At 70.8% G+C, this 13524-nt stretch carries 6 protein-coding genes; 5 read left to right on the top strand and 1 reads right to left on the bottom strand.

Annotated features, from left to right (window positions below; translation table 11 throughout):
- Positions 1-20: 20 nt before the first annotated feature.
- Complete coding sequence (locus ACN27J_RS13190; RefSeq protein WP_421366410.1) at positions 21-1580, bottom strand: MFS transporter; 1560 nt, start codon at positions 1578-1580, stop codon at positions 21-23.
- A 267-nt stretch (positions 1581-1847) separates the two neighbouring features.
- Between ACN27J_RS13190 and ACN27J_RS13185 the strand changes: the two genes are divergently transcribed.
- The 5 genes from ACN27J_RS13185 (at position 1848) to ACN27J_RS13165 (ending at position 13499) form a co-directional block, all read left to right on the top strand.
- Positions 1848-2549, top strand: a complete 702-nt coding sequence (locus ACN27J_RS13185) for a TetR/AcrR family transcriptional regulator (RefSeq protein ID WP_421366408.1) — start codon at positions 1848-1850, stop codon at positions 2547-2549.
- A 75-nt stretch (positions 2550-2624) separates the two neighbouring features.
- A complete protein-coding gene (locus tag ACN27J_RS13180) occupies positions 2625-2984 on the top strand; it encodes a hypothetical protein (protein WP_416593193.1) in 360 nt (119 codons plus the stop codon).
- 140 nt (positions 2985-3124) lie between these two features.
- Positions 3125-6136, top strand: a complete 3012-nt coding sequence (locus ACN27J_RS13175; RefSeq protein WP_421366405.1) for a LamG domain-containing protein — start codon at positions 3125-3127, stop codon at positions 6134-6136.
- 91 nt (positions 6137-6227) lie between these two features.
- Entirely contained in the window at positions 6228-12470 is a 6243-nt protein-coding gene (locus ACN27J_RS13170; RefSeq protein ID WP_421366404.1) for an RHS repeat-associated core domain-containing protein, read from the top strand.
- Between the two features lie 33 nt (positions 12471-12503).
- Positions 12504-13499, top strand: coding sequence for a DNA polymerase domain-containing protein (locus ACN27J_RS13165; protein WP_421366401.1), 996 nt, complete (start codon positions 12504-12506; stop codon positions 13497-13499).
- The last annotated feature ends 25 nt before the right edge of the window (positions 13500-13524 follow it).

Genomic DNA, 13524 nt, shown 5'->3' with positions numbered 1-13524 from the left:
CCCGGCCCCGTCCGACGGTTTCAGGACGCGGCGGGTGCCGCGACCGGCTTGGCGTCGCTGCCGCCGGCATCGGCCGGTGCGTCGGCACCGTCGGTGGCAGACCCGTCGGGGGAGGTGCCGGCGGCCGGCGGCGGTGCGGCCGGCAGACCGCGGAAGCCGATCAGACCGGTCAGCAGGCTCAGCCCGACCCAGACGAACAGAGTGGCGATGCCGAGGTGCAGTGCCTCGTTCAGCGCCTCCGGCCCGACCTGGCCCTGCTCGGCGAGGTCGGTGAGCCGGCCCTGCAGCACGGACGCGGAGATGGCCAGGGCCAGCGCCCCGCCCACCTGGGTGGCGACGTTCAGCACGGCCGACGTGGTGCCGGCGTCGTCCTCGGTGGCCATCGAGGTCCCGACCGTCGGGGTCGGGATCAGGCAGAGGACCAGGCCGACGCCGAGCAGCGTGGTGATCGGCAGCATGATCGTCCAGTAGGACCCGCTGGTCGGGGTGCGCATCAGCAGGACCAGCATGACGGCCAGCAGCACGGTGCCGACGACGTACGGGATCTGCGCGCCGATCTTCGGGATCGCCTTGGACAGCGGACCGGCCACGATCATCATCGCGAGGGTCGTCGGCAGGTACGCGAGCCCGGTCTCCAGCGGCGAGTAGCCGAGGATCGTCTGCATGTAGATCGGCAGCAGCATGAAGCACGGGATCATCAGACCCGCGGTGAAGAACTCACCCAGGCTGCCGGCGACCACACCGCGCAGTTTGAACAGCCGCAGCGGCAGCAGCGGCGCCTCCGCCCGGTGCTCGATGGCGATGAACGCCGGCAACATCACGGCCGCGACCAGGAACGCCGCCAGGGTACGGACGTCGGTCCAACCGTGGTCGGTGACGCTGACGATGCCGAAGACCAACGTACCCAGGCCCAGGGTGCCGGTGAGTCCACCGAGGATGTCGGCCTTGGGGCGTGGCCCGGTCGGCGCGCCACCGCGGATCAGCCACAGCGCGCCGATGGTGAGCACCACCGCGATCGGGATGTTGATGTAGAACGCCAGCCGCCAGTTGACGTCGACGATGGCACCGCCGAGCAGGGTGCCCAGCCCGGCGCCGACGCCGATGACCGCGCCCCAGACGCCGAACGCCTTGGCCCGCTCGGCCGGGTCCCGGAAGGAGACGACCAGGAGGCTCAGGCAGGCCGGGGAGAGACCGGCGGCGGCCAGACCCTGGATGGCCCGGGCGATCAGGATCTGGTCGTCGGTCTGCGCCATCGCGGCGAGCAGCGACCCTGCGGTGAACAGGGCGAGGCTGCCGAGGAACATCCGGCGCCGGCCGATCACGTCGTTGAGTCGGCCACCGAGCAGCAGCAGACCGCCGAACAAGATGATGTAGTTGTTGAAGACCCACTGCAGCCCGATCGGGGACAACCCGAGGTCGCGCTGCAGCTCCGGGCCCATCACGCTGGCCACGGTGGTGTCGAGCGCGATCATCAGCTGCCCGACCGAGACGACGACCAGCACCAGCCAGCGCCGGCTGTCGGGGACGGGCCCGCCGGACGCTCCGACCGGCGCAGCGGCCTTCTGTTTCTGGCTTGTCATGGCTTCCTCTCGACCTGAGATGGATTCGGGGATGGCTGTGCCGCAGAGCTGACAGGACCGGCGGTTGATGCCGACCTGCGAGGGTGGTGAGGTTCGATACGAGGCTGACAGGAGCGGTGCTCTCTGTCAAGACTATTGCTCGTGAGTACGACCCATGCTCTAATTCGTGGTACCCGGTCGGGTAAGCTTCGGCGGTACTGACCTGCACGATCGGTGCGGTGGTGCCTGGTGCCGGGACCGACGGGACCGCTCGAAGGAGGAGAGGCCTTGGCTTCCGCACGCGCGCTGCGGGAACGCGTCCGCAAGGAACTGACCGAGGAGATCGTCGAGATCGCCAAGGCGCAGCTCGCCGACCGGGGAGCCGAGAACCTCTCCCTGCGGGCGATCGCCCGGGACCTCGGCATGGTCTCATCGGCGGTCTACCGCTACTTCCCGAGCCGTGACGACCTGTTGACCGCGCTGGTCACCGACGGCTACAACTCCGTCGGCACCGCCGTCGAGCAGGCCGACGCGGCGGCGGCGGCCGACGACTTCGCGGGCCGGTGGCGGTCGGTCGGGCAGGCGCTGCGCAGCTGGGCGATCGAGCACCCGCACGAGTACGCACTCCTCTACGGCTCACCGGTACGCGGCTACCACGCCCCGGAGACCACTCTGCAGGCGGCGATGCGGGACAAGGTGGTGCTCGGCCGGATCATCAGCGACGCGCACCGGGCCGGAGCGCTGCGTACCCCGCCGACCGCCCAGGCCACGCCCGAGTCGCTCGGCGGTGATCTTGAGCGGGTGCGGTCGGCCGTGCTCCCAGCCGTGCCCGACGAGTCCGTCATCGCCGCGCTGGCCGCGTGGAGCGGGCTGTTCGGGATGCTCAACCTGGAGCTGTTCGGCCATTTCAACAACATCATCGACGACCGGGCAGCCCTGTTCGACCAGGCCCTGACCCGCCTGGCCGAGTTGGCCGGACTGCCGACCTGACCCGCCACACCACGCCCGAACGCCGCCACGCCCGAACACCGCGCCACACCACGCCCGAATAACTGGAGACTGTCCGTGCGGATCATCGTCATCATCTGCTCAGCCGTGCTCATCATGGAGTTCGTCCTGCACGGCCTCGCCATGTACATCGGCATGGAGGCAGGCATCCAGCCGTTGCAGAACCACTTCGGATTCCGCCCCAGCCGGGCGTTGACCCTGCTGATCGCGGTCCTCGACACCCTGGCCGCCGCCGGCCTGGTGATCGGCATCTGGCGGCCGGAGATCGGCGCCATCGCCGCTGGCTACACGGTGGCCTTCTTCGGGATGATGCTGATCCTGCGCTTCTACCGAAACCTCGGTGGCATCCTGCCGCCCGACTTCCCGCTCTTCTTCTCCCTCGGCGTGGTCGTCCTGGTACTGCAGCTGATGCGTTGACGCCCGCAGCGTCCGGAGCCGGTCGCCGGAGCGCGGTTGCACATTTCTGCAACGGCTTCCATCGATGCCATTGACCGTCGACGGAAGCCGCGCCCATCCTTCGTAGGCCAGCTCAGCGAGGCCTGACGGGGGAGTGCACAGTGCTGATCGGTACCCGGCACGTACCTGCAAGTCGCGTACGCACGCAGCGGACGCGAGTTCGGAGCCGGTGGGCGGCGGCGACGCTGGCTGTCCTGCTGGCCGGGGCCGCGTCGCCCGCCGTGACCACCGGCCCGGTCAGGGCCGCGGCGGCCACGGTGGGCGAGGCTGGCACGGCGGTCAGCGCACCGGCAGAGGCGGGCGAGGCGGCCAGCGCACCGGCCGGGGCCGGCTGTGCCGCCACCGCGCCGGACGAGACCGCTGCGGTGGCGGCGGCCGCCGAGTGCGGGCGGCAGGTCGAGGTGCTCGACGCCCGTACCGAATATTCGCAGGTCTTCGCCGACCCCACCGGCACCCGCACCCTGGTGAGCGCCGCCGCGCCGCAGCGGGTACGGCGCGACGACGGCGGCTGGGCCGACGTCGACCCGACGCTGCGACCGGCTGACGGGGCAATCGTCCCCACCGCGACCCTCGCCGACGTGCGGTTCTCCGCTGGTGGCGCCGGCCCGTTCGTGACCTGGCGGGAGCGGGACGAAATCTTCACCCTCTCCTGGCCGCAGCCGTTGCCGGCACCGGTCCTGGACGGCGACACCGCCGTCTACCCCGATGTCCACCCCGATGTCGACCTGCAGGTGATCGCCACCGTCGACGGATTCCGGCACGCCCTGGTCGTCAACAGCCGGACGGCTGCGGCCGACCCGGCGCTGCGGGAAATCCGCTACCACGCCGGCGGCACCATGCGGCTCGAGCGGACCGACGACGAGGCGCTCCGACTGGTCGACTCCACCGGCGCATTCGTCGCCGAGAGCTCCGGTGCCCGGATGTGGGACTCGTCGGCCGATCCCGCCGCCACCGGGGAGGTCCTTCCCGAGGTGGCGGCCGCCCGATCCGTCGCGGCGGCGAAGGGCTGGACGGCGGTGAACCCCGAGTTGCCGGCCGCGCTGCGGTCGACATCGGCCGCGCCCGGCGTCGGCGCCAACTCCGCCGAGGTCGGCGTCGCCACGTCCGGCACCGACCTGATCCTCGCCCCCGCGCCGGGCATGCTGGACGACCCCGACGCGGTGCTGCCCATCTTCATCGACCCGCCGCTGAACAAGCTGCGCACCCTCTGGCAGTACGCCAGTAGCAACAACGAGAACAACGACGGCTCCGCCGCCCGGGTCGGCAAGCAGCCACCGGACCAGTACAGCAGCAACGGACAGCTTTACCGGTCGTACTTCAACTTCAGCGTCTCGGCGATGCACGGTGCGCAGATCCTCGCCGCCGACATCACCATGGAGTTGGAACACTCCTGGTCCTGCGGCCCGACCTGGGTGCATCTCTACCGAACCACCGCGATGTCCGGCACCAGCGGTTCGCGGCTGGCCTGGGGGGCGAAACCACTCGGGTCCGGTGCCGTCTACCTGGACGCCTGGGCCGGCAACGCCAACGAGGCCGGCGGTTGCGGATCGGTGCAGCAGAACGCCGACGCCGTCTTCGAAGGACAGAACCTGATCGACGACCTTCAGTACTACGCCGACGGCAACTGGAGCAACTACAGTGTCGGCCTGTGCGCCTGCAACAGCTCCAACGAGTACGAGTCCACCACCGACCGGTGGAAGATGTTCCGCACCAACCAGACCTACCTGATCGCCACGTACGACAAACCACCGAACCCGCCGGTGGCCCAGCCGTTCTCCACCACCACCGACTGCTACCAGCGGTGCGGCGCCTCGGCGATCGTCCGGACCACCCGCCCCACCTTGCGGGCCGACGTCTCCGACCCGTTCGACGGCAGCGGCCCGACGATCTTCGAGGTGCGGACCGCCCAATCCGACACCGCACCCGTGGTCACCGACAACCGGGACGGGATGACCTGGACCGCGTTGCCCGCCACCGCCGCCTGGCAGGTGCCGGCCGGCGCGTTCGTGCATGGCGGGACGTACCACTGGCGGGCCAAGTCCCGGGACGAGAACTTCCTCTGGGGTGACTGGTCGACCTGGCAGACCCTGACCGTCGACACCGAGCCGCCGGCCATCTCGGCGCCGGCCTCGACCGACTTCCCGCTGGAAGACTGGGGCGCGCAGGTCGGCACCGCCGGCACGTTCGACCTGGTCGGCACCGCCGACGTCGAGGACTTCGTCTGGTGGGTCGACGCCGGGCCGACCACCACGGGCACCGGCACCGGCACCGGCACGCGGACCGCGACTGTCGACCACACCCCGGCCACCGACATGGTGCACACCCTGTACGCGCGGGCGCTCGACCTGGCGGGCAACGTGGCCGGTCCGGTGGAGCACCAGTTCTGGGTCTCGCCACCACCGAACAAGTACGCCCACTGGCCGCTGGACGAGGCCGCCGGCACGGTGGCGGCGGACGCCGGCAACCCCCAGGGCAGCGCCCTGTCACCCGGGGCTGTCGCCGGCCCGGCCAGCTTCGGCCCCGGTCGCATCGGCGGGGCACTCACCCTGGCCGGACCGGGCGCGCAGCTGACCACCAGCGCACCGGTGCTCGACACCACCCGGGGCTTCACGGTGCTGGCCTGGGCCCGGGCCAGCGATCTGGCCGCCGGCACTGTGCAGACCCTCCTCAGCCAGGACGGCGCGACCGCCAGCCGGTTCGAACTGCAGTACCGGGCGGACGTCAACGGAGGTGCCGGCGGCTGGTGCTTCACCATGCGGGCGGCGCAGACCACCGGGACGCCGGTGTCGGCCTGTGCGGCCGGGGTCCTGCAGGCACCGCCGACCGAGGACGTCTGGGTCCATCTGGCCGGCGCGTACGACCCGGTGACCGGGCAGATCTCCGTCTACGTCATGGGTGACACGCAGACCTGTGCGGGCGAGACGGCGCAGGCGGCGTTCACCGGTGACTGGGCGGCGACCGGGTCGTTCGTCGTCGGCCGTGGCCTCGCCGCCGGAGCGGCCAGCAGCCAGTGGTACGGCGACGTCGACGACGTCTTCGCCTACCAACGACTGCTGTCGACGTACGAGATCTGCCAGCAGGCCCTGCGGACGAGCGGCCCGCCGCCGTCCTGACCACCTCGTGCGGCCGGCGCCCGGGCCGCACCGCACCGGATCGCCGTCCGTTCCGCCGCCGTCGCTGTACGAACACGTGGGGAGTAGCGCGATGAGAACTGGCACCACGAGCCGGATGTGGCTCGCCGGGCTCGCCCGCCGGGCCAGGTGGGCGGCGGCGCCGCTGCTCACGGTGGTGACGGTGCCGCTGCTCGCGGTACCGGCGACGGCGAGGGAGACCGCCTGGCAGCCGCCGGTCCCCGACGAGGTGACCGGAGTCGGAGTCCGGGACCATCCGCCGGAACCCGCCCGGCCGGCCTGGTCGGCGGACCGGCACGCGGTCCGCGGCGCGGCGGAGGTGACCTGGCCGGCGGCCGGCACCGCGCGGGTCGACCTGAGCAGCGGTACGGCGGCCCGGATCGCCGCCGACGGGCTGGCACCCGCTGGCGAACTGCCGGTCCGGGTCGGCTCGGTGACCGCCGACGACCTGCCGCCCAAGGCCCGGACCGGACCCGGCACGGTCTCGGTGACCGTCCACGACCGGACGACCGCCGAGTTGGCCGGAGTGGCCGGCGTCCTGATCAGCCTGGACCGGCCGGGTCGCGGCAGCGGCCGGGTCACCGTGCAGGTCGACTACTCCGGATTCGCCGCCGCCTACGGCGGTGACTGGGCGTCCCGGCTGCGGCTGGTGCGCCGGCCCGCCTGCGCGCTGACCACGCCGGACGACCCGGCCTGTCGGACCCGTACCCCGGTGGCCACCACCAACGACGCCCGCGCCGGCACCCTGTCCGCGACGGTGCCACTCGCCGGTACGGGCGCGACGCTGCTGGCCACCGAGTCCGGCCCGAGCGGTGACAACGGCGACTACACCGCCACCGACCTGTCCCCGGCCGGGACCTGGCAGGTCTCCACCCAGACCGGCGACTTCAGCTGGACCTACCCGCTGCGAACGCCGCCCGGTCTGGGCGGTCCGGAGCCGTCGCTGGCGCTGAGCTACTCGTCGGGCAGCGTCGATGGCCGGACCGGGTCGACGAACAACCAGGGTGGCTGGGTCGGTGACGGCTGGTCGATGTGGCCGGGCTACATCGAGCGCAAGTACGCCGCCTGCAGTGACGACAACCCCAGCCGGAAGACCGGCGACCTCTGCTGGTTCAGCGACAACGCGACGCTGTCACTCAACGGCATGGCGACCGAGCTGATCCGTTCCGGCAACGTGTGGCGGCTGGCCGAGGACGACGGCACCAAGGTCGAGCGGCTGACCGGCGCGGCCCGCGACAACGGCGACGACGACAACGAGTACTGGAAGGTCACCACCACCGACGGGGTGATGTACTTCTTCGGCTACCACAAGCTGCCCGGCTGGACCTCCGGCAAGCCGGTCACCGACTCGACCTGGACGGTGCCGGTCTACGGCAACGACGACGGCGAGCCGTGTGCGGACGGCGCGTTCGCCGACTCGTGGTGCCGCCAGGCGTGGCGGTGGAACCTCGACTACGTGCTCGACCCGAACGACAACGCGATGGCCTACTACTACGGCAAGGAGACCGGAGCGTACGGCCGCGACCTCGACCCGGACCAGCGGACCACCTACACCCGGGGCGGCTGGCTGCGCCGGATCGAGTACGGGCTGCGCCACGACACGGTCCACAGCCAGACCGCGCCGCTGCGGGTGGTGCTGGGCACCAGCGAGCGTTGCCTGGACGACTGCTGGGAGGGCGCCGCCTGGGACTCGGAGCCGATCCCCTCCGCCTGGCCGGACACGCCATGGGACCAGGACTGCTCTGCGGCGCCGTGCGAGGACGCGGTCGCACCGACGTTCTGGTCGGCGCGCCGGCTCACCGGCGTCACCGCGCAGGTCCGCAACGGCCCGGACACCTACCGTACAGTCGAATCCTGGACCCTGCAGCAGGAGTTTCTCAGCGCGGGCACCGGTGAAGGCATCCCGATGTGGCTGCGGGGCGTAACCCGCACCGGGCACGTCACCACCGCCGGCGGCCAGTCGGTGACCGATCCGCAGATCACCTTCAACCCCGGGGCCGAGCCGCTGGCCAACCGGGTCGACGGCGCACAGGACCAGCGGACCGCGTTGAACCGGTGGCGGATCAAGCAGATCCGTACCGAGACCGGCGGCGACATCCTGGTCAGCTACTCCGACAGGCAGTGCACCCGGTCCACACTGCCCACCCCGCACAGCAACACCAAACGGTGCATGCCGTCGTACTACTCCTGGCCGGGCACCGGGGACCCGACCATCGACTGGTTCCACAAGTACGTGGTCACCGAGGTCAACCTCGACGACCTGGTGACCGACCAGCCGACCCAGACCACCTACTACGACTACCTGGACACCCCGGCCTGGCACTACAGCCGGGACGAGATCACCAAGGACAAGTTCCGGACCTGGGGCGAGTGGCGAGGCTACGGGCGGGTCCGGGTCCGGCAGGGTCACGCCACCGGGCAGCAGACCGCGGTCGAGTACCGCTACCTGCGCGGTATGCACGGTGACCGGCAGCCCGGCGGTGGCACCCGGACCGTGTCGGTGACCGACTCCTGGGGTGGCACCATCACCGACCACGAGGCGCTGGCCGGCTTCCTGCTCCAGGAGATCACCTACGACGGCCCCGGCGGCGACGAGATCTCCTCGACCCGCAACGAACCGTGGCGGGTCGGGCCGACCGCGACCCGCAGCCGCAACGGCGTCACCACCAACGCGTGGCGGGTCGCGGTCGGCACCGAACGGAACCGGACCGCGCTGGCCGCCGGCGGCCAGCGGACCACCCGGGTCACCACCAGCTTCAACGCCGACGGGCTCCCGGTCACCCGGGACGAGACGGGCGACGAGGCGGACACCGGGGACGAGACGTGCACCCGGACGACGTACGCCCGTAACGACGGCGACTGGATGATCGACCGGGTGGCACAGACCGAGACGCTCTCGGTGGCGTGCTCCGACGCGACCGACCCGGCCGTCCCGGCCACGGTGCTCTCCCGCGAGCGGACCTTCTACGACAGCTACACCGGCGAAGCGTCATTCGGTGCCGCGCCGACCCGCGGCAACCCGGTCCGTACCGAGGAGCTCGACCACTTCGACGGTGGTAACCCTGTCTACATCCGTACCGCGACGACGGGGTACGACGCCAACGGCCGGATCATCGCGGCCACCGACGCGCGCGGGCACACCACCGACACGGCCTACACCACCGCCAACGGGGGACTGGTCACCCAGACCGTGGTGACGAACCCGCTCGGACACCAGACCGGCACGGTGCACGAACCGGCCTGGGGGCTGCCGACCAAGGTCACCGATCCGAACGGCGTGGCGACCGAACTGGCGTACGACGGACTCGGCCGGTTGACCGAGGTCTGGCTACCGGGACGGTCCAGGGCCACCCAGACGCCGAGCATCAAGTTCGCCTACCTGCTGCGGGGCGCCGCCGGACCGACCGCCGTCACCACCGAGACCCTGCTGCCGACCGGCGCCGGCTATCGCAAGTCGGTCGACCTGCATGACGGATTCCTCCGGCTGCGGCAGAACCAGCTGCAGGCCACCGGCGGCGGTCGGTTGCTGACCGAGACGTTCCACACCACGGCAGGACAGGTGGACTGGACCTCGAAGCCGTACTACGACTCCACCGGTGCCGCGCCCGGCACCACGTTGGGCAGCCCGCAGGGCGCGGTCCCGGCGGTCACCGAGCACCTGTACGACGGAGCCGGTCGCGAGACCACACAGATCGAGAAGGCGTACGGCGTCGAACAGTGGCGCACGACGACCGGACACGGCGGCGACCGGGTCCACACCACCCCTCCGGCCGGCGGCACCGCCACCACGACGATCTCCGACGCCCGTGGCCGGACCGTCGAGCTGCGTCAGTACCGGTCGCCCGCCGACGTCGGCAGCGCCGACCCGGCCGACTACCACCGGACCCGCTACACCCATACGCTGCGCGACGAGATCGAGACGATCACCGATGCCAAGGGCAACGTCTGGTCGTACGAGTTCGACCTGCGGGGCCGGCGGGTCCAGGCGGTCGATCCGGACCGTGGCACCACCACGACCACCTACGACGCGGCCGGCAACGTGCTGACCTCGACCAGCCCGGTCGGCTCGGCCACGGAGACCCTCGCGTACACCTACGACGAGATCGGCCGCAAGACCAGCATGCGCGACGACAGTCCGACCGGAGCGGTGCGGGCCCGGTGGACCTACGACGCCACCCCGATTTTGCCCGGCGGAGCCCTGGCCAAAGGTCTGATCTCCGCCGCGATCCGCTACCACGACGGCAACGCCTACACCAACCGGGTGGAGAGCTACGACAGCTACGGCCGCCCGACGTCGAACTCGGTGGTGCTGCCGGCAGCCGAGGCCGACCTGTGCGCGGCCGCCGCTGCGCAGCCGTGCGTCTACACGAGCACCGGCGCCTACTGGCCGAACGGCAAACAACTCCGCACCACGATGCCGGCCGTCGCCGACCTGCCGGCGGAGCAGCTCACCCACAGTACGAACGACGTCGGGGACGACGCCGGTCTGCTGTCGGCGGCGGCGGTCTACGCGCAGGCGACGTACGACAAGTTGGGGCTGTTGGACCAGCGGCTCTCCGGGCCGTTCGGTTCCCGGCTGGTGGTGGACTTCGACACCGACGAGTCGACGCGCCGGCGTACCGGGATGAACGTGGTCGCCGAAGGCCAACCGGAGATCGCCGACTACTCCTACAGCTACGACGACGCCGGCAACGTGACCCGGATCTACGAGGAGCCGGCCGGGCAGACCGCGGACACCCAGTGCTTCGGGTACGACCACCTGCGCCGGTTGACCGAGGCGTGGACGCCGGAGTCGGGCCTGTGCGCCACCGCGCCGAGCCTGGGCGGGCTGGGTGGGCCGGCGCCGTACTGGCGCAGCTGGACCGTCGACGAGATCGGCAACCGCCTGTCCCAGACGGAACATGCCGCGACCAGCACCACCTACCAGTACTCGTACCCGCAGTCGGGACCGGGATCGGTGCGTCCGCACACCGTCACCGGGATGACCGCGTCGGGAGGGCAGTCCTGGAGCCGCAGCTACACCTACGACGACGGCGGCCACACCAGGACCAGGCCTAGTGCTTCCGGTGCCGGGCAGACCCTGGTCTGGGACCGCGAGGGCAATCTGGTCTCCCTCACCCAGGGCGCCGACGTCACCGGCTACCTCTACGACGTCGACGGCAACCGGCTGATTCGCACCGATCCGGCGGGCAGGACCCTCTACCTGCCCGGCGGCACCGAGGTCCGGTACGACAACGCCACCGGCTCGACCACGGCCACCCGGTACTACTCCCACGCCGACGAGGTCGTGGCGGTCCGTACCGGTGCCGGGTTGTCCTGGATCGTCGCCGACCACCACGGCACCGCGGAGCTGACCGTCGACGCGACCAGTCTGGCCGTGGCGCGACGCCGGACCCTGCCCTACGGCGAGCTTCGGGGCGCCACCGTCGGGACCTGGCCGGCGACGATGGACAAGGGCTTCGTCGGCGGGACCGTCGACGACACGGGCCTGACAAACATCGGTGCCCGGGAGTACGACCCGTTCCTCGGCCGGTTCGTCAGCGTCGATCCGGTCATGGATGTGAGTGACCCACAGCAGATGCACGGCTACGCCTATTCGAATTCGAACCCGGTGACCTGGTCGGACCCGACCGGCCTGATCCATTGCGGGGACAACGGGTGCAACCAGGTGGCATATCCGAATCCGGGCGGGGGCTACACCGTACGGGGCGATCCGGTCAACGACGTCTGCATGGGCCCATGTCAGAGCAACGGCGCGCCCCCGCCGCCAGGTAAGACCCCACAGCCAGAGCCGAAGGACGACTGCTGGGCCTGGTCCTGGGTGTGCCGCGTAGGTTCGTCGGTGAACCCCACCTTCAACAACTCAATGAACCGGCTTTCGGAGAACTCGGAGGAGATCAAGAAGGCCAACGATGTCTTGTGCGAGGCCTACGGCCCCCTCAGTCCTGCCTGTGCGGCAGGCACCCTGGATGACATTCATTCTGCGGACCATAAGTTCTGGGGTCTGTCTGTCTGTGGCATCGTCTGCTATGGGATCTCAGGGAATGAAGAAGGGCTCTATTTCGAGATGGGCGGGTTGGGCTGCTGTGGTATCGCTGCGAATTACGGTGCCACGTCGGTTGCTCCGTCCGAGATGAACGGTAGTGGCTACCATATGGAGTGCGCCTCCTTTTTCGGTGGGGGTTGCTACTCGGGTGGTGCGAAGTCTGCCGGTGGCATCTGGCATGGGACGGCATTGTCCCTCGGATACAAGGTCGGTGGACATCTGGGCTTCATGGCATCCTGGAAGATCATCGATGGAAACTTTGAGCCCTAGGCCGACCGGTGATCGGCGTGGAACGATGGGCGGATGCCACGAGGTGCGAAGGCGGGTGGGGAGCGGGCCGGGGTGCCGTTGACCAACCTCGACCAGCCGCTGTTCGACGGTGCCGGCGCGACAAAGCGTGACCTGGTCGACTATCTGGACGCGGTGCACGATCGGATCGTCCCCGCGCTGCGCGACCGGCCGCTGTCGGTGGTCCGGGTCCGACCCGGCCAGCCACCGTTCATGCAGAAAAACCTGCCCGGGTACGCACCGGACTGGATCGCCACCGCCGAGGTGTGGGCGGACCGTTCCCGGCGGATGCTGACCTACGGCCTGTGCAACGACCGGCGGACCCTGCTCTGGTTCGCCAATCAGCGGGCGGTCGAGTTCCATCCGACGTTGACGACAGCCGGCGAACGGGCGTACCCGACGCATCTGATCCTCGACCTCGACCCGCCGCCGGGCGGCTCGTTCCGGTCGGCGGCGCAGGCGGCCCTGCTGGTCCGTGAGGTGCTGACGTCGTGCGGCATGGCCGGGGCGGTGAAGACCAGCGGTGCCAAGGGCGCGCACGTGTTCGTGCCGTTGGCGGGTGACGCCGGCCACGACGACGTCGCCGCGGCGACCCGGGCGATCGCGGCCCGCGCCGAACGCCTGGATCCGGCGCTGGCGACGACGGCGTTCATCGTCGAGCAGCGGGAGGGCAAGGTCTTTCTCGACTCGACCCGGGCCGGCGGCGCGACGGTGGTCGCACCGTACAGCCCTCGGCTGCGGCCGGGTCTGCCGGTGTCCTTCCCGCTGGCCTGGGCGGCGCTGGAGTCGGCGGTGCCGACCGACTACACCATCGGTACGGTGCCACCCCTGCTCGGCGGCGACGACCCGTGGGCGGCGCTGATGCCGCCGCCACAGCGCCTCGACCCCGGCCTGGTCGAGCAGGGCCACGGCATCCCGATCGCCCGGGTGGTCGCCATGCACGAAGGCAAGCGCCGTGCCGCCGAACGCCGCAGGCGCGAGGCCCGGGAGCCCGACGGCGGGCCGGGCTGACGCTGGCCGGGTACGACGGCCCTGG

It is taken from the genome of Solwaraspora sp. WMMB762 (genome assembly GCF_049179115.1).
Taxonomy (GTDB): Bacteria; Actinomycetota; Actinomycetes; order Mycobacteriales; family Micromonosporaceae; genus Micromonospora_E.
Note: the sequence above shows the minus strand (reverse complement) of the source record. Positions and strands in the feature narration are given on the sequence as shown.